General features: G+C 39.1%; 24 protein-coding genes. 12 read left to right on the top strand and 12 right to left on the bottom strand.

Features of this window, described 5'->3' with window-relative positions; translation table 11 throughout:
- The 6 genes from RM529_RS02575 to corA all read right to left on the bottom strand — a co-directional run bounded on the left by RM529_RS02575 (position 1) and on the right by corA (position 6,524).
- Positions 1 to 372, bottom strand: a complete 372-nt coding sequence (locus RM529_RS02575; RefSeq protein ID WP_311483186.1) for a sensory rhodopsin transducer — start codon at positions 370 to 372, stop codon at positions 1 to 3.
- Between the two features lie 27 nt (positions 373 to 399).
- Positions 400 to 2,010: an alpha-amylase family glycosyl hydrolase gene (locus RM529_RS02570; protein ID WP_311483185.1), complete on the bottom strand. Its 1,611-nt coding sequence runs from the start codon at positions 2,008 to 2,010 to the stop codon at positions 400 to 402.
- Positions 2,011 to 2,082: 72 nt separating this feature from the next.
- Complete coding sequence (locus RM529_RS02565) at positions 2,083 to 3,714, bottom strand: alpha-amylase family protein (RefSeq protein ID WP_311483184.1); 1,632 nt, start codon at positions 3,712 to 3,714, stop codon at positions 2,083 to 2,085.
- 73 nt (positions 3,715 to 3,787) lie between these two features.
- Positions 3,788 to 4,030, bottom strand: a complete 243-nt coding sequence (locus tag RM529_RS02560; RefSeq protein WP_311483183.1) for an LLM class flavin-dependent oxidoreductase — start codon at positions 4,028 to 4,030, stop codon at positions 3,788 to 3,790.
- Positions 4,031 to 4,244: 214 nt separating this feature from the next.
- Positions 4,245 to 5,318, bottom strand: a complete 1,074-nt coding sequence (locus RM529_RS02555; protein ID WP_311483182.1) for a lactonase family protein — start codon at positions 5,316 to 5,318, stop codon at positions 4,245 to 4,247.
- Positions 5,319 to 5,441: 123 nt separating this feature from the next.
- Complete coding sequence (gene corA / locus RM529_RS02550) at positions 5,442 to 6,524, bottom strand: magnesium/cobalt transporter CorA (RefSeq protein WP_311483181.1); 1,083 nt, start codon at positions 6,522 to 6,524, stop codon at positions 5,442 to 5,444.
- 153 nt (positions 6,525 to 6,677) lie between these two features.
- On the opposite strand from corA, the gene recQ reads away from it, so the two are divergent.
- Together recQ and RM529_RS02540 are read left to right on the top strand one after the other, a co-directional pair.
- On the top strand, positions 6,678 to 8,780 hold the full coding sequence (recQ, locus tag RM529_RS02545; RefSeq protein ID WP_311483180.1) for a DNA helicase RecQ: 2,103 nt from the start codon (positions 6,678 to 6,680) through the stop codon (positions 8,778 to 8,780).
- 147 nt (positions 8,781 to 8,927) lie between these two features.
- Positions 8,928 to 9,431, top strand: a complete 504-nt coding sequence (locus tag RM529_RS02540) for an endonuclease domain-containing protein (protein ID WP_311483179.1) — start codon at positions 8,928 to 8,930, stop codon at positions 9,429 to 9,431.
- Positions 9,432 to 9,495: 64 nt separating this feature from the next.
- Here the strand turns inward: RM529_RS02540 and truA are convergent, their stop codons facing one another.
- The gene (gene truA, locus RM529_RS02535) at positions 9,496 to 10,287 is read right to left on the bottom strand and encodes a tRNA pseudouridine(38-40) synthase TruA (RefSeq protein ID WP_311483178.1); all 792 of its coding nucleotides are present in this window, start codon (positions 10,285 to 10,287) and stop codon (positions 9,496 to 9,498) included.
- Positions 10,288 to 10,498: 211 nt separating this feature from the next.
- Here truA and RM529_RS02530 point away from each other — a divergent pair, with 211 nt between their 5' ends.
- From RM529_RS02530 to RM529_RS02495, 8 genes are all read left to right on the top strand, one after another.
- Positions 10,499 to 10,891 (top strand): 2-dehydro-3-deoxyphosphooctonate aldolase, encoded by a 393-nt coding sequence (locus RM529_RS02530; protein ID WP_311483177.1) that lies wholly within the window; start codon positions 10,499 to 10,501, stop codon positions 10,889 to 10,891.
- A 171-nt stretch (positions 10,892 to 11,062) separates the two neighbouring features.
- A complete protein-coding gene (locus RM529_RS02525) occupies positions 11,063 to 11,533 on the top strand; it encodes a DUF6265 family protein (protein WP_311483176.1) in 471 nt (156 codons plus the stop codon).
- A 57-nt stretch (positions 11,534 to 11,590) separates the two neighbouring features.
- Complete coding sequence (locus RM529_RS02520) at positions 11,591 to 13,462, top strand: DUF4139 domain-containing protein (protein ID WP_311483175.1); 1,872 nt, start codon at positions 11,591 to 11,593, stop codon at positions 13,460 to 13,462.
- Positions 13,463 to 13,470: 8 nt separating this feature from the next.
- Complete coding sequence (locus RM529_RS02515) at positions 13,471 to 14,289, top strand: DUF1853 family protein (RefSeq protein WP_311483174.1); 819 nt, start codon at positions 13,471 to 13,473, stop codon at positions 14,287 to 14,289.
- A gap of 437 nt (positions 14,290 to 14,726) precedes the next feature.
- On the top strand, positions 14,727 to 15,881 hold the full coding sequence (locus tag RM529_RS02510) for a baeRF7 domain-containing protein (protein WP_311483173.1): 1,155 nt from the start codon (positions 14,727 to 14,729) through the stop codon (positions 15,879 to 15,881).
- A gap of 95 nt (positions 15,882 to 15,976) precedes the next feature.
- The gene (locus RM529_RS02505) at positions 15,977 to 16,711 is read left to right on the top strand and encodes an NYN domain-containing protein (protein ID WP_311483172.1); all 735 of its coding nucleotides are present in this window, start codon (positions 15,977 to 15,979) and stop codon (positions 16,709 to 16,711) included.
- A 10-nt stretch (positions 16,712 to 16,721) separates the two neighbouring features.
- Positions 16,722 to 17,576 carry a pirin family protein gene (locus RM529_RS02500; RefSeq protein ID WP_311483171.1) on the top strand — a complete coding sequence of 285 codons (855 nt, stop codon included), beginning with the start codon at positions 16,722 to 16,724 and terminating at the stop codon, positions 17,574 to 17,576.
- 86 nt (positions 17,577 to 17,662) lie between these two features.
- Positions 17,663 to 18,064 carry a GlcG/HbpS family heme-binding protein gene (locus RM529_RS02495; RefSeq protein ID WP_311483170.1) on the top strand — a complete coding sequence of 134 codons (402 nt, stop codon included), beginning with the start codon at positions 17,663 to 17,665 and terminating at the stop codon, positions 18,062 to 18,064.
- Between the two features lie 170 nt (positions 18,065 to 18,234).
- Here the strand turns inward: RM529_RS02495 and RM529_RS02490 are convergent, their stop codons facing one another.
- Entirely contained in the window at positions 18,235 to 18,399 is a 165-nt protein-coding gene (locus RM529_RS02490; protein ID WP_311483218.1) for an integrase core domain-containing protein, read from the bottom strand.
- 284 nt (positions 18,400 to 18,683) lie between these two features.
- Between RM529_RS02490 and RM529_RS02485 the strand changes: the two genes are divergently transcribed.
- Both RM529_RS02485 and lpdA read left to right on the top strand, forming a co-directional pair.
- Positions 18,684 to 19,370 (top strand): collagen-like protein, encoded by a 687-nt coding sequence (locus tag RM529_RS02485; RefSeq protein ID WP_311483169.1) that lies wholly within the window; start codon positions 18,684 to 18,686, stop codon positions 19,368 to 19,370.
- 153 nt (positions 19,371 to 19,523) lie between these two features.
- Positions 19,524 to 20,915 (top strand): dihydrolipoyl dehydrogenase, encoded by a 1,392-nt coding sequence (gene lpdA / locus RM529_RS02480; protein WP_311483168.1) that lies wholly within the window; start codon positions 19,524 to 19,526, stop codon positions 20,913 to 20,915.
- 427 nt (positions 20,916 to 21,342) lie between these two features.
- Here lpdA and RM529_RS02475 read toward each other — a convergent pair whose 3' ends face one another.
- The 4 genes from RM529_RS02475 to RM529_RS02460 form a co-directional block, all read right to left on the bottom strand.
- Positions 21,343 to 22,068 (bottom strand): Dph6-related ATP pyrophosphatase, encoded by a 726-nt coding sequence (locus tag RM529_RS02475; RefSeq protein ID WP_311483167.1) that lies wholly within the window; start codon positions 22,066 to 22,068, stop codon positions 21,343 to 21,345.
- Positions 22,065 to 22,490: a type II 3-dehydroquinate dehydratase gene (gene aroQ, locus RM529_RS02470; RefSeq protein ID WP_311483166.1), complete on the bottom strand. Its 426-nt coding sequence runs from the start codon at positions 22,488 to 22,490 to the stop codon at positions 22,065 to 22,067. The genes RM529_RS02475 and aroQ overlap by 4 nt, the downstream gene beginning before the upstream one ends.
- A 100-nt stretch (positions 22,491 to 22,590) precedes the next feature.
- On the bottom strand, positions 22,591 to 22,812 hold the full coding sequence (locus RM529_RS02465; protein ID WP_311483165.1) for a hypothetical protein: 222 nt from the start codon (positions 22,810 to 22,812) through the stop codon (positions 22,591 to 22,593).
- Positions 22,813 to 22,868: 56 nt separating this feature from the next.
- Entirely contained in the window at positions 22,869 to 23,084 is a 216-nt protein-coding gene (locus tag RM529_RS02460) for a hypothetical protein (RefSeq protein ID WP_311483164.1), read from the bottom strand.
- Positions 23,085 to 23,453 lie beyond the last annotated feature (369 nt).

Here is a 23,453-nt window from a genome sequence, read left to right as displayed (position 1 = left end):
TTATTCTGAATAAGCTATAGTAGTTAACAAAGCATTCTCTGCCTGTCGTGAATCCAGCCGTGTATGTTGCACCACCACGGGAATGTTGGATTTTATAACGCAGGCATAATCGGTATCCCTGGGAACAGGCTCGGGATCTTTAAGGTCGTTAAATCTAAGATGCTTTGTTCGCTGTGCCCCTACCTCTACTTTATAAGGCCCTATAGGATCTTTATCTGTAAAGAAAATGGTGATTTCTACCTCAGCTTTCTGGTTGGAAGTATTTAGAATACACGCCGTTTCATGACTTGTAAATTCTGGTTCCGGCCCGTTGCTATAAGAAGGAATGTACCCTTCAGCAATTACCCACGTTTTTTTTCCGAATGTCTTCATAAGCTTTTAATAAAAATTAATATTGTATTATTCTGTGATTTCAGCTACTAAACCTTCATTTGCCTGAAGGTCTATTGTTTTATTTAAGCTTTTCCCTTCCCTTCCCGCATGTGTTGAGGCAAGAATAACAGCTTTGGAAAATGGAATTTCGGAGTCCATAACTGCTCCTGAATTGCCGAGATTAAGAGTGATAAAAATTTTCTTTTCTTCAGAAGAACGTATATATGCCAGCAGGTTGCCTTTGCTTAATACAGGCCGATAATTGCCAATTTGGAGTGCCGGCTCTTTTTGCCTTAACGCAATTAATTTCCGGTAAAAACTGAGCATGCTTTCTTCGGAATCCCATTGTTTCTCTACATTTAGCTCTTTAAAATTTCCCATTAACGGAAGCCAGGGATTTCCGTTTGTAAATCCTGCATTTTCTGAAGCATTCCATTGCATCGGAGTCCTTTCAGGATCACGATTAAGTCCTTTCCCCGGAATATTCTTCTCCTGGGGATCCTGAACCTGATCTGGAGCAATGGACACGTCTTCCATGCCTATTTCATCGCCATAATAGATGGTTGGGGTTCCTCTTAATGTCAAAAGTAACATTGCAGCGATCCTGGCCTGCTTCGCACCTACCCTTGTGGCAATCCTGGAATTATCGTGATTGCCCAAAACCCAGTTTGGCCAACCTTCCGGCGGCAGGGCACCTTCGTATTTATTTATTGCTGCTTCAATTTTCCTGGCATCCCAGGGCAACACTACCAACTGGAAATTAAATGGCAAATGCGCACCACGATTATCTTTACCATAATATTCCACGAGCTGCTCAACCGGCAGGTAAATCTCCCCAATCAAAAGCCGCTCATCATATTCATCTATCACCGACCTCATTTTTTCCACAATATCGTGTACCTCAGGCTGATCTGTTGTAAAAGCCTGAAGGTGCTTATCATAAGGTGAATAATCTTTAGTGTAATCAGGATTTGGCGGATTATCCCTAAACTGATCGTCTTTTATAAGGTGCCACATCACATCTACCCTAAAACCATCAACACCTTTTTCCAGCCAAAACCGCATAACGTGAAACATTGCTTCTTGGACTTCAGGATTGCGCCAGTTTAAATCTGGTTGCTCTTTTAGAAAGGCATGATAATAATATTGATTGGTTTCCTCATCATATTCCCAACCACTTCCGCCAAAAACACTAAGCCAATTGTTTGGCGGGCCACCATCTGGCGCAGGATCTTTCCATATATAACAATCCCGCTTTGGGCTGTCTTTCGATTTTCTGGATTCCTGAAACCACTCATGCATATTGGAGGAGTGATTGGGGACAAAGTCCAGGATTAATTTCATGTTTCTTTTGTGAATTTCATCCAGCAACCTGTCAAAATCCTCCATAGTTCCAAACATAGGATGGATACCGGTATAATCACTCACATCGTAACCAAAATCTGCCATTGGTGAAGGATAGATTGGGGAAATCCAGATAACTTTGATCCCGAGATCCTTAATGTAGTCCAGCTTTTCTATAATTCCGGGTAAATCGCCTATTCCGTCGCCGCTATTGTCCTTATAGGAACGTGGATAAATTTGATATACAATTTCCTTCTGCCACCATTTATAATTTTCAGGTTCTCTTTCCTTCATAAGTCAAAATTTCTTGTTGATCGCTTTCTTTTTCTATGCAATTCATTGATTAAACAGGACATTAGAAAACTGCTATAAAAAGCGTTTCCTTTTATGTAACCACCTATATCCATAGGGGTTCAGTCTAATTTTTCGGGTATTTGGATCAAAAGCATTATGTCTCTCGTCTCCAAAAATGTCTACAATTTCTTCCGGATCTTCAAATTCTATTTCCACGACAACCTCTTCTTCAGAAAAATTATGAAGCGCGATTGCTGTGCCTTTATCAGAATTTCTACAGTGGGCAAGGACACTTTTGTTTCCTGTTTCCATTACGGTATAATCGCCCCATCCAAACTCCCTGAATTCTTTTCTGAATTTAATAGCATGTCCCATCCAGTTTAGTAAAGAATCATGATCGCGATGTTGATCGTTTACATTGATCTTTTTGTAACTGAAATCTCCTTCAGAAATAACATTTCTAATAAGTTGATCTTCAGAAGCATCAGAAAATCCGCCGTTTTTATCGTTAGACCATTGCATTACTGTGCGCACGCTGGAACGGCCTTCCATAGAGAGGTCCTCTCCCATTCCAATTTCCTGGCCATATCTTATAACAGGAGTTCCCGGCAGGGTAAACAACAGGCTGTAGGCCAGTTCAATTCTCCTACGGTCGTTGTTCAACATAGGAGCCAGACGTCTCCTTATACCACGTTCAAAGATGCGCATGTTTTCCTGCGGTGCAAAAGCTTCAAATACTTCTTCCCGCTCGTCATCAGATAATTTATCGAGATTCAATTCGTCATGATTTCTAACAAAAATTGCCATTTGTTCTTTTTCAGAAATCTGGGGCATCTTTTTGAGCGCGTCTGCCAATGGAGTAGCTTCTTTTCTTGCAAAAGCCAAAAACATATAGTTGTTCACATAAAAATTGAAAAGCATGTGCATTTGATCCTCATCTCCAAAAAATTTCTCATACTTATCAGGAGGAAGATCTACTTCTGCCAGGAGAATAGCATCTTTTTTCTGAGTTCCCACAAATTCCCGAAAATGCCTGAAAACCGAATGAGGATCCTTACAAAAATCCACTTTGCCTTTTTCATTAAACATATGCGGCGCAGCATCGATCCTAAATCCTGAAACACCTATTTTTAACCAAAACTGCATAATCCTGAAGATTTCTTCCTGCACCTTCTCATTAGAAATATTAAGATCTGGCTGGTGGGGATAGAACGTATGGAAGTAATAAGCACCCGCTTCCTCATCCCATTCCCATTTAGAACCTTTATTATCACCATCGCTCATCATGTTTTCTTCTACATCTTCAGGTTTTTCGTCCACCCAGATATAAAAATCCCGGTATTTGGAATTTTTATCTTTTCTGGCTTCCTGGAACCACATATGTTCTTTGGAAGTATGGTTTACCGCCAGGTCAATAATAATCCTTATCCCCACCTCATCTGCGGCATCTATAAGTTGCGCAAAATGACCCAGGTCCCCTAGCCGGGAATCTACTTTGTAATAATCCCGCACGTCATAACCATTATCCCTGTTGGGAGTATCAAAAAAAGGCAGCAACCAAAGGCAGTTTACTCCCAGGCTGGATAAGTAAGTAAGGCCATTTTTGAGACCTTCAAAGTCTCCGATACCGTCATTTTCTGAATCTTTAAAAGTTTCAACATCCAGAGAGTAAATTACCGCATTTTTATACCAGTACTTGTTCATTAATTTTATGGGTTATTTCTGAAATTTAGGTTGAAGTTTATTGCCAAAAAAATCTATAAACTCCTCCTGTTCTTCATTTACAAGGATGGTAGCGCTGCCCGGGAGCATTTACAACTCCAAATTCAAGATTTGTGGCCTGCATGGCAGCACCCAGCCAGCTCCAGGCAAAGCCGCTTTCCCCCTGCTTATTGCTCCAGGGGTGAAAATGATCTGAAGAAAGAACAGCTTCAAAACCTGCTTCCTCAGCTTTTTGTACGAGTTTTAGTAGATCTGAAGGTGGAAATTGTTCGTGAGAAGCGTGATATCCTAATTTCATACGGTTCTTTCATTAATTCTTCTATTGAAAGATAAAAAAACGAAAGCACCTCTTAAAATGATATGAATGCCTTAACTCATAAAAAAAAGATAAAGTTTGCTGGTATTGTTTTTCCGAAGATGTTTAAATTAAATAAGCAAGGGTTTAAAAACGGCAATTTTCAGCATAAAGAAAGAAAACCTGCCTCCGAAAAAATTTTCTGAGAAAGGCAAGTTCAGTCCGAATTATTCAGTCGTACAAATTCAATGCACACCGGAGTTTTTAATCCAAAATTCGGAAGTTTTTGCACTAATTCGCCCGTTTTCTGGTCTATGTTAAAAATGGTAATATCATTGGAATCCTGATTTGCAACATATAGAAATTTGCCTTCGGGACCAATAGCGAAATTTCTGGGCGTTCTCCCATCTGTTGAATAAAAATCCAGTGTAGTTAATTTCCCGTCTTCACCAACCTTAAAAGCAGCAATGCTGTTATGACCGCGATTGGATGTATAAAGAAATTTTCCCGAAGGGTGCAAATGGATATCTGCGGCCGAATTTCTTTCTGTAAAATCTTCCGGAAGTGCAGAAATTTTCTGAATAATTTCCAAACCGCCAGATTCAGTTTTTCTGAAAACCGTAACGCTGCTGTTCAATTCGTTTATGGAATATGCGGTACCTTGCTCCTCAAAAAGCGTAAAATGCCGAGGTCCTGCTCCTTCTTCTAATGCTACAGAAACCTGTTCGTTGGGTGTAAGTTCTCCTGCTTCTGCATTAAAATTGTAGATAAAGATCTTATCATTCCCCAAATCGGCGATATATGCGTACTTATTGTCTTTAGAAAGTGTTACAGAATGTGCATGTGATCCCTCTGGGTTCTCAAGATCGATACGCTGCTGTTTTTCCAGGCTTCCATCCTCCTGCCTCTTGTACATCATCACTACGCCACCCATATAATTGGCAGCAAAAACATATCTCCCCGTCCTGTCCAGCGCCACATGGCACGGTGCAGTACTTTCGGTAGAAAGTTTATTCAACTCCTCAAGCGCCTGGTCTTCTTTAATCCTGAAGGAGTGAATAAAGCCGGCCTCTTCACCGCCACCTCCTAATTCACTTACTGCATAAAGATTTTCGCCGTCCCCGGAAACCTTTACAAATGACGGATTGGTAATTTCGGCAACGGTAGTTCCAAACCTAAGGCTTCCACTTTCAGGTTCCTGGTAAATAGTGTAAATCCCTTGTGCCTCACCATCTACGTGGCCCTCTTCCCTCGTATAGGTGCCTATATATGCTGTTTTTATATTTTCCATTGGTTCTGTTTTTGGTTCAGCTTTATCTCTACAAGAAGTAAGGACTAAGCATAATAATAGCGGGACCGGCAGGAAATTTTTCATGTTATAATAATTAGTTTTCTAAAATATAATATCAGGCAATTAAAGCCACTTCTTCCTTTTAAAATAGATTAGCATACCTGCAAAAAGAAGCAACATTATTCCCCAAAGTACAAAATAGCTGTATTTCCATTGTAGCTCGGGCATATATTCAAAGTTCATCCCGTAAATTCCCGCAATAAATGTAAGAGGAATAAAAATAGAAGCCATAATGGTAAGTACTTTCATTACTTCATTCATTTTATTACTAATGGTACTCATATACATGTCCAGTAAACTCCTTATCATTTCCCTATACAGGTCTATATTTTCTGAAATCTGGATCATATGGTCATGCAGGTCTCTAATATAACTCTCGGTTTTTTCCTCAATAATTTCGTGATTTACTTTTAAAAGCCGGGTCACGACTTCCCTTAAAGGAAAAACTGCACGTCTTATTCTTAAAATTGTACGTTTTAGATCCTGTATTTCCAGCACAAGATTTTCGTCGCTACGAGCCTGAAAAATCCGGTCTTCAAAAATTTCTATTTTATCGCTAATATCATCAACCACTGCAAAGTAATTATCAATTATAGCATCCAAAAGTGCGAACATAAGATAATCTGCCCCACTATTCCTTACGCGCCCCTTTCCACTTTTTATACGCTCCCTTAGCCCGTCAAAAACATCTCCCCCCGCCTCCTGGAAAGTCAGCACATAATCCTTTCCCACCACCATACTCAGGTGCTCATTATTTATTGTACCATCTGCATTGTAATAAAGCATTTTGGCCACGATAAAAATATATTCGGGATATTCGTCAATCTTAGGCCGTTGGCCGGTATTCACAATATCCTCAAGAATTAAAGGGTGCAAATCGTAATATTTCCCCAGTTTCTCAATTTCTGAAGTATTGTTGAGGCCGTCAATATTTATCCAGGTAATATTCTTTTCTTCTTCAAATTTAAAAGCGTCTTCCAACGATTTCGAAGTAAACCTCTGATAATTTTCCCTGTTGTAATCTATAACCTCAAGTAGCGTCTCTTTTGTTTCCTTATGCCCCACATAAGTCATAGTTCCCGGCGCCTGGTTAAGAGCCCTGGTGGATTTTGGTCGCTTTAGTGAATAACGTTTTACTTTTGCCATGAAGATTAAAAAGTTTCCATAAAAGTAATAATAATCACATTATACTTGAGAATTTAAGGGAAAGAGAAAGCTAAACCTTTTTTTTTCTGAAGAGAAGGAACGTTTTTCTACTCCGGTAGATGTTCTTCCATACCTAAATTTTATCTTTGTAAAATGGAAGAAGCCACGCTGTTAAATACGCTTAAAGAATATTTTGGTTACGATAGTTTTCGTCCCCTTCAGAAAAAAGTAATCGATTCTGTTTTTGCCGGAAAAGACAACCTTGTAATAATGCCTACGGGTGGCGGAAAATCTATTTGTTACCAGCTTCCCGCAATTTTACTTCCCGAAATCACGCTGGTAATTTCCCCACTAATTGCGTTAATGAAGGACCAGGTAGATGGTTTAACTGCCAACGGTGTTCCTGCAGCCTACCTTAACAGCAGCCAGCAGGAAGCAGACCGGCAGGCTATTTTTCAGAAGATAGATAAGAAAGAGTTAAAGCTGCTTTATGTTGCTCCCGAAAGCCTTCAGTTTATCGATAAGGTTTTAACTGAAGGAAAAATAAGTCTCATTGCAATAGATGAAGCGCACTGCATTTCCAGCTGGGGCCACGATTTTCGGCCTGCCTATACGCAACTGGGCTACCTTAAAAACCGCTTCCCCTCTACTCCCGTTATAGCACTAACCGCTACTGCAGATAAGGCGACACGCAGTGATATAGCGCAACAACTAAATATCCCAAAGGCGAAAAAACATGTAGCTTCTTTTGACCGTAAGAATCTGAGCCTGGAAGTTCGGCCGGGAATAAAACGCTTTGAACAGATTGCAAATTTCGTCAAAAACCGGAAAAAAGAGAGCGGAATTGTTTACTGCCTAAGTCGAAAAACTACTGAAGAAGTTGCGGCAAAATTAAAAGCAAAAGGTTTTAAAGCCGAGGCTTACCACGCAGGGCTTAATCATGAAGATCGAATTACAATCCAGGATGAATTTATCAACGATGAAAAGCAGATTATTTGTGCTACCGTTGCCTTTGGAATGGGAATAGATAAATCCAACATTAGATGGGTAATCCATTACAACATGCCAAAAAACCTGGAAGGGTATTACCAGGAAATTGGCCGTGCGGGACGTGATGGATTACCATCAGACACCCTCCTTTTCCATAGCTATGCAGATGTGGTACAGCTGCAGCGTTTTGCTTCCAATGCCGCAAATGAGGAGGTACAGCTGGCAAAACTGGATCGCATGAAGCAGTATTCTGAAGCTTTAACGTGCCGTAGAAAAATTCTGCTTAATTATTTTGGGGAGTTAAAGCAGGAAGACTGCGGGAACTGCGATATTTGCCAAAATCCGCCTGCCTTCTTTGATGGGACTGTAATCGCACAAAAAGCACTTTCATGTATCTTCAGGCTTAAAGGCAGCGAACCTATAAGTACGATAATTGACGTTTTAAGGGGCTCTCAAAATGAAGCCGTTTTATCGAAAAATTACCAGAAATTGCCGACTTATGGGGTTGGAAAGGATATTTCCTGGCATCACTGGCAGCAATATATTATTCAATTGATCAATATTGGTTATGCTGAAGTCGCTTTTCACAAAAACAATCACCTTCAGCTTACAAAAGCAGCCAAAAATGTACTTTTTGAAGGCGAAAAAGTCCGTTTAGCTGAAGTTCCCGACAGAAAAACGGTTCAGGAAGAAAATAAAGGCTCATTAAAGAAAAAAGACAATTCATTATTTGAAAAACTGAGACAACTGCGGCTCAAGATTGCAAAAGAAGAAGAAATTCCCGCCTATCTTATTTTTAATGACGCCACGCTTAAGGAAATGGAGAAAGAACGGCCCATGACCGATGATGAATTTTTGCAAATTAACGGCGTTGGCCGCCAGAAAATGCAGGATTACGGCTATCGTTTTATCAAAGAGATTATCGCCTTCAGCAAAGAAAAGCGCGAACAGAAACCGGCTAAAAAAGGAAATACTCATAAAATTACGGAAGAGCTTTACAAAGAAGGACTTAGTGTGGAAGAAATTGCCAAAAAACGGAATTTAGCGAACACCACTATTTTTTCTCATTTGCTGAAACTTTATAAGGATGGGGAAAATATTGATCTCCATCAGTTCGTATCGAAAGCCGACCTGGAAGCAATTAAGAAAGCAAAAAAAGACCTGGATAACCCAGGTTCTTTAAAAACCTATTTTGAACATTTTGAGGAAGCCATAGGATACGAAACACTCAAAGTTGCCCTAAGGATTCTGGAGAAGGAAGAGTGAGAAACTAGGGGAATGGAGAGTAAAATTTCTCCCGAAGCAAGCCCGCGGAGCATTTTGGAGGAACACGTTTTCAAACTTTAAAAATTTACTAACGAGACAAGTCTCGGAGTATTTACCCTCTTAGAATAAAAGTAGTATCTTAATCAAATGCTTTCTAACGAAGATAATACTAGGGATGCGAAATCCCCTCCTTTGGAGGGGTGGTCGAAGACCGGGGTGGAAAAAAGCACTTCAAGAGAAATAGTCACCCATATTTGTGCAGTTCCCATTTATCGAAATTTCACATATAATCTACCGGCAAATTCATCACTTCGCAACAGAGCAAGAGCTCTTAGAAAAGCCGGTAACCTTCCTGAGATTATTTTTTGGAAGCAAGTACATAAAGGCAAATTTCACAGAATAGATTTTGACCGGCAGCGGGTAATCGGAAGTTTTATCGTAGATTTTTATGTAAAAACATTAAGCTTGGTAGTAGAAATTGATGGCTCCAGTCATAATAATAAAGAAATCTGTGATCAGAAAAGAGAGGAATATCTGAAAAATCTGGGCCTTCATGTATATAGAATTCCCTCCTCCAGAGTCCGGAACGAATTAAAAAATGTAATGCAAGAACTGGAACGTTTTATAGTAGAGCATTTTGGAAAAAAATGAAATACCACCCCGTCCTTCGGACACCCCTCCGCCGGAGGGGAATACTTTCACAGAAAAAATTTTACTATAAATCCCTAAACCCCACTTTGTTCAAAATAAGCCCAGATGCGGGAGCAATATAATCCATTTGTAAATCTGGAGTACCTGTAAGACTTTGTTGTATTTGCTCTACGCTCAGTTCCCCTTTTCCCACCTGGATTAATGTGCCCATCATTAAACGTACCTGGTGGCGCAGAAATCCTTCACCATGCACATGAAAAATGTAAGTTTGCTTCGGAAAAAAACTGGCACTAAAAAGATCATTATCGGTAATTTCAGCATTATTGATTTCCCTTTCAAATTTGCTGTTTTCAGATACTCGCACGCAATAGTTCCTAAAATTATGAATGCCTTTAAATAATCGCGCCGCCTTCTGCATCTCTTCAATATCAAGATCCACCATAAAGTTAGCCATTAATGGTGCACAAAAAGGATGGTTCTTTTCTCCAAAAGAAAATAAATAGGCGTATTCCTTTACCTTTGGATGCTGTATAATATTAAATTTCGCATCCACTTCTTCCACCGTCAAAGCCCTTATGTCCTGTGGTAAATTAAGGTTGAAAACTTCCAAAAAGGCATCCAGATCGTCCAATGGCTCATTATCGAGGAAAAGTTCAAAAGCCGACTCCTGTGCAGATACCATTGCATCTGTACGGCTACTGCCCAGAATCTTAAATTTTGCCTCAGGCATTGCCCAACGTAGTGTTTTGGTTACGAGCCCTTCAACTGTTTTTACATCTGGTTGTTTTTGCCAGCCATGTAATCTATAGCCCAAAAACTGAATCTTAATAAGATAATAGTAGCGTTTTCGCTGCAAAATTGTTGTTTCCGGCAAAGGTAACAAACGCCTGGGAAAATAAGTCCTCTGCAGTCATTGAAGAAAATTTCAAAAATATTAAAGATTTGCAAAAATTATAACGATTAGTAACTAATTATTAAAATTATTTTTAGCTTAGTATTAACCGCTTAGTTATTTTTCAATAAAAATTGAATTTTTTAGAATATATTTCAGCTTAAAACAAACAACCATGAATAAAATACTATTTATACTTACCATAGTTCTTCTCGCTTCCTGCGGTACACAACGTGACCCACAGATTCAGGAACAAATGGAGCGTAATTTTGGAGTTGATCCAAGGCACCCCGTTATCGTGGGCAGTGACAACCTCCAGGAAGGGCCCCGTAATCAACAAGACTACCTGAACAACCTTAGCGGCCCCAACGGAGAAGTGATTTCTTATGAAAGAATTGGCAGCTGTTGTGAATTTAAAACTAAAAATGGAATTCTTGGAGGTGGTATGCTGGATAAATATGAAGTAAATTACGACGGCCTTGAAGAACCAATAATCCTTTACTTTAATATGTACGATCCCGCACCTGAAGATCTAAAAGTGCCCACAGGATTACTTTTGAAAGAATAGTTTTTTCAGAAATCTTATTTTGTTTCTTTCTGAATCTGAAGGGTTAAAACTCAATTTTTATATTCTAAAGTCAGGCTCGAAATTTGGCAATTATTGAGATTACATTCTTTAGTCACCAAAAATGTACTTCATCAAAATAGGATTCGTGAAGCACAACTTCAAGAATAATCTATGAAAGCTCTTTTTACTTTTTGCCTCGCACTCATAATTTTTTCCTTCGGAAATATTGACAGCAGCAAAGCTCATGAAGATCAACAAGTTTCTTTTGACTGGATGCTGGGCACCTGGAAACGCACCAACAATACAGACAATAGCAGCACCTTCGAAAACTGGATAAAGAAATCTTCTGAAGAATATTCCGGTGTTGGCTATACCTTAAATAATAGAGACACGATTTTTAAGGAAGACCTGAGATTTTTTTACAAAGCGGGGAATTGGAATCTTGAAGTAACCGGAGAAGATGAAAAACCTGTCATTTTTCCAGTTAGCACTTATGCTTCAAATAAATTCATTGCAGAAAACGAAGAAAATGAATTTCCGAAGAAAATTACATATCAATTGCAAAACGATCAACTGTTAGCTACAATAACAGATGGGGAAACGGAAATTCCATTTATCTTTTCCAAAACAACCAGAAAGTAATCATATAAAAACAGCTAAAATTTTTCACATCACAAACACATCATCAATCAAACAAAAATGAAAAAAATCCTCTTATTGCTTGTGCTGATTGGCTCTTCAGCATTTGCTCAAAATTTTAAAGAAATTCCTTTATCTACTTCCATTAAGAACGTCACCGTTTTTCTTCAGGGAGCGCAAATTAGCCGTGAAGGAGAAGTGCAAATACCCGCAGGAAATTCTTTGCTTGTCTTAGATGGCCTATCGCCACACATCAATGACAAAAGTGTACAGGTTAGTGCAGATGGTAATTTCACCATTCTTTCTGTAAACCATAAACAAAACTTCCTTAATGAGCGCCAGAAGAATGATAGAATTGACAGCATCCAAAGCCTGATAAGTAACCTGGAACTCCAAATTTCAGAAAATATAGCGCGCCTGGAAATCCTTCAGGAAAAACAGAGTCTGCTCGATAAAAATAAAAATCTTGGCGGAACAAATTCCGGAGCATCGCTTTCCCAATTAAGAGAAGCCATTAATTTTTATGATGAACAACTTTCGGCTATAAAGAATGAAGAAATAGAGACAAGAATTGAAATTGAGGAACTTACCAAAAGAAAATCACGTTTAGAGCAACAAATTGCTGATGTGAGCAGAGAAGAGAATTTACCTTCAGGTGAAATAGAAATAAGAATAGAAGCAGATAATGCCACCCGCGGAGAGTTTACAATTAATTATCTGGTAGCAAACGCGGGATGGTTTCCTAATTATGACATACGGGTAGAAGACATTGACAATCCGCTACAGCTTCAATACAAAGCAGATGTTTATCAAAATACAGGTGTGGACTGGGATAATGTAAAACTGAAATTTTCCAATGGCAATCCCAACGAGAGCGGCGTGGCTCCGGAACTTTCCACATGGTATCTCAATTACGCCAGAAATACCATTTTTCGTCCCACATTTAATGGAGCAGTAGATCGCTCTGTCCGTACTGTTACGGGAGTAGTGCTTGATGAAGATAATCTGTCACTTCCCGGTGCAAATATAATGGTGGAAGGCAGCACGGTTGGCACCCAGACAGATTTTGATGGGAATTATCAACTAACGTTACCAAATAATGCTGAAAGGCTAATTTTTTCTTTCGTGGGAATGAAAACACAGGAAGTTCCTATAACAAGTTCCCGAATAGATGTAAAGTTAGAAGCAGACTCACAAGCGCTGGAAGAAGTTGTGGTAACAGGTTATGGAGGAAAATTGCAGGGCAGTGTGGCAGGAATAAGAATTAGAGGAGCCTCTTCCCTACCACAATCTAAAAAAATCACCACCACCGCAGTAGAGAATCAGACCACTGTAGAGTTTGAAGTAGAAAAACCTTATTCCATTAAATCCAACGGAGAGAAACTCGCCATTGAATTGAATGAATATGATATTGAAACCGCTTATGAATATTATGCGGTTCCAAAACTGGATAAAGATGCTTTTTTAATTGCCAATATTACCGACTGGGATCAATATAACCTGTTGGAAGGAGAAGCAAATTTATTCTTTGAAGATGCTTTTGTTGGTCGAACGGTTCTGGACGCAAAATCTCTTAGCGATACTTTGGACATTTCCCTTGGGCGGGATCGTAATATTGTGATTGGAAGGACAAAAGTGGATCAATTCTCTAAGCAAAGATTTTTAGGCAGTAACAAAGTTGATAGTCGGGAATTCAGAATTCTTGTAAAAAATAAAAAATCCCAGCCCATCCAGATCACTCTTTTTGATCAGATTCCGGTTTCGGCAATTGGTGAGATTGAAGTGGAGGCAACAGAACTTTCGGGAGGAAAACTGGATGAAAAAACCGGTGGGGTAAAATGGCAATTATCGCTGGCCCCACAACAACAAAGGGAACTCATCCTTGGCTACGAAGTGAAATATCCTCGTCGGGAAAAGGTAATACTGGAATAAGGATTTCTATGGATAAAAATAGTTATCAGCAGGTTTTAGGTTTTCTCGCTACTCCTCCCCTCTGGAAGCATACGCTTTTTGGATTATCTCAGTTTGATTTTCCTAAGGACATTTTAATAACCGATCCTGCTGCTATTCCGGATTTTCCATATTCTATTCTGGGAAAAAGGATGGAGAGTGCTTTTGAAGCACTCATAAATATTTCTGCTGATTATGAGGTGCTTGCCTCAAATATTCAAATTCATACTAACAAAATTACTGTTGGGGAGCTGGATTTTCTTCTGAAGAGCATTTCCCGCAATCAACAATATCATGTAGAACTGGTCTATAAATTCTACGTCTACGATCCTTCCATTAAAAAAGAACTGGAACGATGGATTGGACCAAACAGAAAAGATTCGCTACTTCAGAAGGTAAAGAAATTAAAGGAAAAGCAATTTCCTCTACTATATAAGCACGAAACTATAGATTATCTCTCTGCTTTTCAGGTTAATCCTAAAAAATTGAAGCAGGAAGTTTGTTTTAAGGCAAATTTATTCCTTCCGAAGCTTTTAAAGCAGCTCGAAACCGGAGAAATCAACCCCGAATGTATTGCAGGATATTGGATACATTCAGAAAACTTTTGCGGTGAGGAATATGAAAAATATTGGTTCTATTCTCCTAAAAAGCAACAATGGCCTGTCCATCCACAGTATGCCGAAAACTGGCATTCTTATGAGGTCATTAAAAAACAAGTAGACTACTTTATAGGATGTAAAAGATCACCTCTACTCTGGATGAAAAAAAATGAATCAGAATTTGAACTTTTTTTTGTGGTTTGGTGGTAAAGAGTGCCTGGAAAAGCGGTAAAACCGCAGTACTAAAGGGAATGGTATAAAATTTCTTCTGAAGAAAAAAAGGAGGTCCTTCAAAATGACAATTACTGGCTTCTTATGCTGTTGACAACAAAAAACTTTTACACACCAGCCGGGCTGGAATACGAGAGTTCAAAATTGGCAATTATGGACCTATAGCAATTGAACGTATTATCTTTTTATAACAACATAGTTGTTGAGAACAGCCAAAACTCTTTTATACTGTTCGCTCTTCCTCGATTTATTTTCAAAACATAAACATTAATTAAGAAAGATTTAGCAGATACAGCGCTTGTGAGCCTTTGAATTGGCTACAATTCGGCTTATCTTGAGAATAAGAGAAACTAAACAAAGAACAGGGAATGAAAATAATTTTTCACTCCCTTTTTTAACCCAAAAAATACAACAATATGGCATTGATAAGTCAGGAAGAATTCAAAAAAATAACAGACTTTAAGCAGGATATCTGTGTTTCCATCTTTATTCCTACTCAAAGAGGGGGAAAAGAAGTATTGGAGCAAAAAAATAAGAAACATCTTAAATCTACCTGGGACCAGGTAAAAAGAGAATTGGAAGACAGAAGCGTTTCTGCGGAAAAAATTAAGGGTATCGGGAAACCAATAGAGGCTTTGCTGGAAGATCCTGAATTTTGGAGACATCAGTCTGACGGATTGGCAATATTTTCTTCCGAAGGATTTTTTGAAAAATACACCGTACCGGTAAATTTTGAAGCTCACCATTATATTTCAAATGATTTCTACGTCAAACCTTTGGCGCCTCTCACTACAGATGAAGGACGATTTTACCTCCTCGCTGTACAGCAGGATAAAGTGGAATTTTATGAAGCTACAAAAAATACCATTGGAGAAATTTATGTAGAAGATTTGACTCCGTCACAACTGGAAGACCGCGTTGGTTATGATTTTGAAGAAAAAAACCGGAAGCAGAAAACGCAAAACAGCACGATGGGAACTTCTACCAGTCATGGTTATGACGCTGCTAACCGGGATGATAAAAATGAAATTTTAAGATTCTTTAATGCCATAGACAAAGGACTGCACGAGGTTCTTCGGGATGAAAATGTACCTTTAGTAGTTGCCTGTCAGGATTATCTTTTCCCAATTTATAAGGAAGCAAATTCCTATAAAAACCTTTTTGATCAGGTAGTTCCCGGTAATCCTTCTGATACCGATATGTTTGGCCTTCACGAAAAAGCACTTAAAGTAATGGAGCCTCACCTGGAAAAGAAAAAGCGCTCTAAATTAGAAAGTTTTAACGAGCTAACGCCAGATAAAACATCTTCCAGCATTTCAGACATTATTCCCGCAGCATATGAAGGTAAAGTGGATACTTTATTTTTGGAAAACAGATCTGAAGTTTGGGGTACTTATGACGAGCAGAACCGTAAAGTAGAAGTGAGTAAAGAGCAATCTTCAGACAATACTTCTTTAATGAACCTGGCGGCAGCAAAAGTTATAGAAACCGGAGGTTCGGTTTTCCTGATAGAAAGTGCTTTTATGCCAGAGAAAGAAGCTAAAGTAAACGCGATCTTTAGATACAGCTAAGATCATCTATTATAGAAATTCACTAAGGCGGCAGTTGCCGCCTTTTTTAGTTAAAAATACTATCTTTATAGTTCAGGAAAATCACGAAAAACTCTATGGAAATAAACCTTGCAGTATTAATTGACGGGGATAATATCCCTTCTGCATACATTAAAGAAATGATGGAAGAGATTGCCAAATACGGTAATCCAACCATTAAAAGAATATATGGGGACTGGACAAAGCCCCACCTCGCCAAATGGAAAGCAGTACTGCTGGAAAACGCAATTAACCCAATGCAGCAATATGGCTATACACAGGGTAAAAATGCGACAGACTCAGCAATGATTATAGATGCCATGGATATTTTATATTCCAATAAGGTTGATGGTTTCTGTATTGTTTCCAGTGATAGCGATTTCACCCGTCTTGCTACAAGGTTACGGGAAGCAGGTAAAAAAGTAATAGGAATTGGCGAAAAAAAGACTCCGGAGCCATTTATCGTAGCCTGCGACCGATTTATTTACATCGAAATCCTAAAAAATAAGGACAAAGACACTAGCCAGGAAACCAGTAAGGAAAGAAGAGAAAAGAAGAACAACGTAGACAAAATCACTCCCAAGGTGACCCGTCTTATTGCCTCTACCATTTCTGACGTTGCCGATGAGGATGGATGGGCATTTTTGGGTGATGTGGGAAGTCTTCTTCAGAAAAAACAGCCGAATTTCGATTCGCGGAATTATGGGTACCAAAAGTTAACCCCCATGATTAATGCTATTGACAAATTTGAAATTGAGTCTCGCGAAAATCATAATTCCAGGTTTAAATTAATCTATGTTAGGAACAAATAATACATAAATTATGCGAAGTATAAAACAAGTACATAAAGCCGAATATCGTCCTATTGCAGACCTTATTACCTATTCCCCAATGCCCACTGCAAGTATCCAGATGATCGATCCATTTTTGTTTCTGAATCATCACGGCCCGCAACAGTACCCTCCAAATAACAACGGATTACCCTTTGGACCGCATCCGCATCGCGGGATGGAAACCGTAACTTTTATTCTTGATGGTGATATTGCACACAAAGATTCTGGCGGACATAAAAGTGTTATAGGGAGCGGAGGTGTACAATGGATGACCGCCGGGAGCGGACTTTTACATGCCGAAGTATCTTCGGAAAAATTTAAAAAAGAAGGCGGCGATCTTGAAATTTTGCAGCTATGGCTAAACCTTCCCGCAAAATATAAAATGACAGATCCCAGATATCTCGGATTTCAAAAAGATCAGATCCCTACGATATCTCTTGACGATGGAAGAGTCACAGGTCAGGTTGTTTCGGGTTCTTTAGAAGAGACCGCCGGAGCTTTCAACACCTTTACAGATATAAATCTCGCTACTCTTAATTTTGAAGAAAGCGCAAAAATAACCCTTAATATTCCTGAAGACCATAACATCTTCTTTTATGTGATTAAAGGAAAGTTTGAAGTTAATGGTGAGCAGGTAAAAGCGCTTCATTTAGCCGAATTTGACAATAATGGCGAAGAACTCGAAATTGAGGCTAAAGCCGAAAGCGTTCTTCTCTTTGGACATGCTAAACCTTTTGAAGAACCTGTAGTTGCCAGAGGACCATTTGTAATGAACACAATGGAAGAAATTGATGAAGCTTACGCTGATTTTCAAACCGGGAAAATGGGTGCATGGAAAGAATAAAATAAACCAATGTTATTATCTTCTTAAAGGACCACCCTGTTTAAATTCTAATTCTTAATTTAAGGAGAAGCCAAAAAAATTAGATTATGAATATTACACTTCAACAAGCGCAAACTGCAGTAGATGCTGCACAAAAGAAAGCAGATGAAATAGGCGTGGCCATGAATATCGCTATTGTGGATGCCGGTGCAAACCTTACGGCTTTTGCAAGAATGGACGGTGCATGGCTTGGCTCGGTAGATATCGCACTTAAAAAAGCAGAAACTGCCCGCTACTTCGATATGGAAACGGGAGAAATTGGAAAGCTATCTCAGCCGGGAGAATCTCTTTACGGAATTGAACATTCCAACGCGGGGCTTATCACGTTCCCCGGAGGTGTCCCAATTAAGGACATTAATGGAGATATTATAGGAGCAATTGGAGTTTCCGGAGGTGCTGTAGACCAGGATCATGAAGTCGCCACGTTTGGAATGAATGCGGTGAAGTAATTCTTTTTCGTTCGGAGTTCGGAGTTCGGGTTGTCAATTTCAAGTTTTACCTTTGGCCTTGCCTGAATATGGTTGCCTTTTTTCAGGTTAACAATTAATGTTAAATATTGGTCTTTGTTCAGCAATTAACTGCTGAACAAAGTTTGCAAACTCTTGTGGTTTTTTATTTTTTAGTGAACCGTTTGGCCGCTCATTGTTGTAAAAAAGAACCATCTTTTTATCATTTTCCGAACCTCTGTCAATGTAATATCCATATAACTAAAATTAATGTATTCGTTCTTTAGGATACCATTGAGGGATTCTGCGTTAGCATTCTCCCATGCTTTCCCACCCATACCTGGCGTAGAAAAACAATTGGAGTGAAGTCGCTCCATCTTCCTTATACAAACTTTTTCAGGTTAAAACAGGCCATCAAATAAATACCTGATTCAGGGAATTGGTTTCGGAATAGGCATAGAATATTTTAAAAATAAATTTTCTGGAAGCCGTTTTTCCGAATAGTGGATTTCATAAAAAAAAGCTAAATTAGTTGCGAACAAATTTAAGGTTAAAACTACAGGTCTGCCTCCCTACTTCCGCTACTTGTGGTTAACCGTGAACTAATAACCAAAACCTAATTATGAGAAAAATTTTTACACTATTATTAATTTCCGCTGCGCTTTTTGTAGGATGTTCAGATGATGGAGAAATGGGGCCTGAAGGGCCACAAGGAGAACAAGGGCCTCCAGGACCGGAGGGTCCACAGGGTGAACCTGGTGATGCAGGTGGTCCGCAGGGACCGGAAGGGCCGCAAGGAGAACAGGGGCCGCAAGGCGAACAAGGTCCTCAGGGTGAACCTGGTGATGCAATTGTGGGCACTGTGCTGGATTTAGAAATTTCCAACTTTACTGAAGCTAATGATTACACCCTCTTTTTAGATTTTGAAGAAGCAGGTGTAGACGTTGAAGAAGATGATGCCGTTCTTGTTTATATGGCCTTTGGGCAATATGAAGATTCTGATGGAGTACCTTATTATGTTTGGCGCCAGCTTCCGCAGATAATTTATACAAACGACGGAGAGCAAATTCAGTACAATTTTGATTTTACATTCTTTGACGTCACAATCTTTTTAGATAGCAGTATTCCCTATGAAGATTTTGACACCATAAACGCTGCTTACACTAATAACCAGTTATTTAGAATTGTAATTGTTCCTGCAAATTTTGCCGAGACGGAGAATGTGGATATTTCAGATTATAACGCTGTAATGGAAAAGCTGAATTTCGATGCTTCCAAAATCAGAACGATTTCCCCTGGCAGTAAATAATATTTCAGATCATTTTTCAGAAAAAGCTTATCCTTCCCGATAAGCTTTTTTTATTTCATCTTTTTTGGAACAAAGCCAAAGTATAATACTTTCAGGTTAGGCTATAATTCCTTAAATTCGCTACTTCTATAACCGATTAAAATAATTCCGAATATGAGTAAATACGATGTCATAGTGCTGGGTAGTGGACCCGGCGGTTACGTAACTGCAATTCGCTCTTCGCAGTTGGGTTTTAAAACTGCAATTGTAGAAAAAGAAAACCTTGGTGGTGTTTGTCTTAACTGGGGCTGTATCCCCACTAAAGCGCTTCTTAAAAGTGCTGAAGTTTTTGATTATCTAAAACATGCCGACGACTACGGATTGAAGCTTGAGAATGCAGATAAAGATTTTGGTGCTGTTATAAAAAGAAGCCGCGACGTTGCCAATGGGATGAGCAAAGGTGTGCAGTTTCTTATGAAAAAGAACAAAATTGATGTCATTGAAGGTTTCGGAAAATTAAAATCGGGTAAAAAGATTGCTGTAACAGACAGCAAGGATAAAACCACAGATTACGAAGCAGAAAATATTATCGTTGCAACAGGAGCCAGGTCGCGGGAATTGCCAAATCTTAAGCAGGATGGCAAGAAAGTGATTGGTTACAGGGAAGCGATGACGCTGGAAAAACAACCTAAATCCATGATCGTGGTTGGATCCGGGGCTATTGGAGTAGAATTTGCCCATTTCTATAACTCTATGGGAACAGACGTAACTGTTGTAGAGTTTCTTCCTAATGTAGTTCCTCTCGAAGACGAAGATATTTCCAAACAATTTGAGAGAAGCATCAAAAAAGCCGGAATTAAAGTAATGACCAATTCTTCAGTAGAAAGTGTAGATACTTCCGGAAAAACGGTAAAAGCCAAGGTGAAAACGAAAAAAGGTGAAGAAACACTGGAAGCTGACATTGTTCTTTCTGCAGTTGGTATTAAAACAAATATTGAAAATATCGGACTTGAAGAACTTGGGATTAAGACCGAAAAAGATAAAATCATTGTAGATGATTTCTATAAAACCAACGTTTCCGGCGTTTACGCTATTGGAGATGTGGTTCACGGCCCTGCCCTGGCACACGTTGCTTCTGCGGAAGGGATATTGTGTGTGGAAAAGATAAAAGGAATGAAAGTAGAACCTCTTGACTACGGAAATATTCCAGGTTGTACTTACGCTACTCCTGAAATTGCTTCTGTTGGAATGACAGAAAAACAAGCTAAGGAAGCAGGTTACGAACTGAAGGTTGGAAAATTCCCATTTTCGGCATCAGGAAAAGCTAAAGCTGCCGGTAAATCTGACGGTTTTGTAAAAGTGATCTTTGATGCTAAATACGGAGAATGGCTGGGCTGCCATATGATTGGCGCCGGAGTTACAGATATGATTGCTGAAGCTGTCTTAGGCCGAAAATTGGAAACTACAGGCCACGAAGTGCTAAAAGCAGTTCACCCTCACCCAACAATGAGCGAAGCAGTAATGGAAGCTGTTGCCGCCGCTTATGATGAAGTAATCCATATCTAAACTATAGACAAAAATTTAAAAATCCCGAAAAACTGAAATGGTTTTTGGGGATTTTTTGTTTGTAGTCTTTAGTTCGTAGTTCGAGTCGCGAGTTAATAGTTCGTAGTTCGTAGAAACAAAGGCCGAGAATTGCCATTTTTAAGGTATCGCTAAAAAATAGCAGGAATCCCGGATTCTGCTCATCAAGCACCAATCAAAAAGCTCCCCTCCTTTTAAAGGAGGGGTGACCGTAGGTCGGGGTGGTTTTTTCGTTCACAGTCGCGAGTTCGTCGTTCGGAGAATACACTGCCGAGAATTGCCATTTTTAAGCTCCTCTTATTCTCTTCTGAATGAAGAAATAATGACCGCAGGTCAGTTGAAGTTCCACTAAGAAAGCTCCCCTCCTTATAAAGGAGGGGTGACCGTAGGTCGGGGTGGTCCAGGGTGGTTATTTTGGAAGTAAATCGCAGTACCAAAATCTCGAATCCCAGCTCCTGTCATCGTCAGAGAAGCAATTATCCTCTTTGTTTTTGTTCTGGGGATAAGATTTTTCCACCTTCTCTCCTATTTCAAATGCAATGGGATTTTTAAAAACAGGGCCGTCAAAAACAAAGCTGTGAAATTCGCCATTTTCACCACAAGGATCTACACCTTCAGGTAAATCATCCAAAAAAGCCTGGTCAATTATTCTTCCGCAAAAGGATTTATCCAGAACATTAGCGTTTACACAAACTACAATTGCTTTAAAATTCAGTTGTAGAAACTCCTGAATCAATTCTGAAGTATCTTTTTTCCAGAGCGGATAGACTCCCTGTAATCCTGCTTTTTTTAGCTGCTCTTCCCGATAATTTCGTAAGTCTTCGAGAAAAATGTCACCAAAGACACTGTAGTTATAGCCTTCCTGAAGCAGCAATTCCGTTGTCTTCTGCATTTCAGAATTATATTCCTCCATAGAAACAGCTCCATTTAAGGCGATCACCTGAAGTGGCAACCCGATACTTTGTGCCTGTTGAAAAAGCAGCTCATTTCTTAGCCCGTGCATTGAAACTCTGTCTACATCTGTATTAATGGTCGTTACCAGCTTTTCTACAGCAAATCCTTTTTGCTCCTGAAGTTTAAAAAGTGCTAACGCTGAATCTTTCCCGCTGCTCCAGTTTAAATATGCTTTTTTCATTCTTTATCCTCAATAAAGCTGGTAATCGCGAGATCATAACTTCTGAGTCCGAAGCCCAGGATAACGCCCTTTGCATTTGCCGCAATAAAGGATTTATGTCGAAACTCCTCACGGGCATGAGTATTGGAGATATGGACTTCTACCACCGGAGTTTCAATTGCCTTTACAGCATCGCCAAGAGCTACAGAAGTATGGGTATAGGCTGCAGCATTAAGAACAATGCCATCAAATTTATGGTTTGCCTCATGTAACTGATTAATAATTTCCCCCTCCAAATTACTCTGAAAATAGGAAAGCTCTACCTTCCGAAACCTGAATTGTAGTTTTGAAAAGTAGTCTTCAAAAGTTTTATTTCCATAGGTTTCCGGCTCCCGGGTTCCTAATAAGTTCAGGTTAGGACCATTGATAATAAGTATTTTCATACAGTAAATATATCAAAATATGAGCATATTATCTTCAGCCCAAAAAGTGAATATGAAAAAGCAGGATTTATCCCTGCTCTTTCTGTTTTATTTATTCATTTTAAAGTTCAAATTCCAAACCAATATTAAACGTGGATACATTGAAATTATCTTCAATACTTATGTTTGTATAAGATGCGACAATGTTCAACATTGCTAAAGAAAAACCTATTTTGGGCCTGTAGAAAAATCCACCGTCGTTTCCGTCATTCACTCCTATGGCATAGCCAAGGTCCAGACCGGCAACAAGAAAAATCAAATCTACGCGGCCGGCAGCACCCACAGGAATAAACTGAAAATCACTTTCTTCAAAAGACAGATCTTCATCTTCACCATCTTCTAAAAAAAATGCATATAACCAGCTGTAGGTCCTACTTTCACAATTTCAGCTAATCCAAAAAGATAGGCAACATCTGCTCCAACGTCAAAATTGGAATAATCTTTTACATCCCCCGTAGGAAGCCCCACGTTTACCCCCAATACAATGTCTCCCTGACTAAAAGAAGATTGAACACCGAATACAAAAAATCCCAAAAGTAAAATTGCTTTTTTCATTGTAATATATTTAGTTGGTTCTCCTATTAAATGTAAACAATTAAAACAGATATTGTTGAATATTAACACTTTAGAGAAATTATGCTCATATAAAAATTGAAGATAAGAACATGTTCGATTTTGTCGATAAAGAGAGTCCTCATGACTGATTTTTACCTATTCCATTCCAAATCTACCTACAATTTATCACCTTTTTCTAAGGCTATTTAAGACCAGATGTTGCTGGTGCAGCCTCAGTTCTGTAATTAGTAAAGAGAATGAAACCTGAATTTTCAACCGTAAAATTTTCCGGGGCAAGCCGACGGAGCATTTCAGTGGAACACGTTTTTAAAATTTATGAACCTGAGTTCGATTAATAATATGGAGTAA

This window comes from Autumnicola edwardsiae (assembly GCF_031846505.1).
In the GTDB taxonomy this organism is placed as follows: domain Bacteria; phylum Bacteroidota; class Bacteroidia; order Flavobacteriales; family Flavobacteriaceae; genus Autumnicola; species Autumnicola edwardsiae.
The sequence above is the reverse complement of the archived record's forward strand: the minus strand, read 5'-3'. Positions and strand labels throughout refer to the sequence as shown.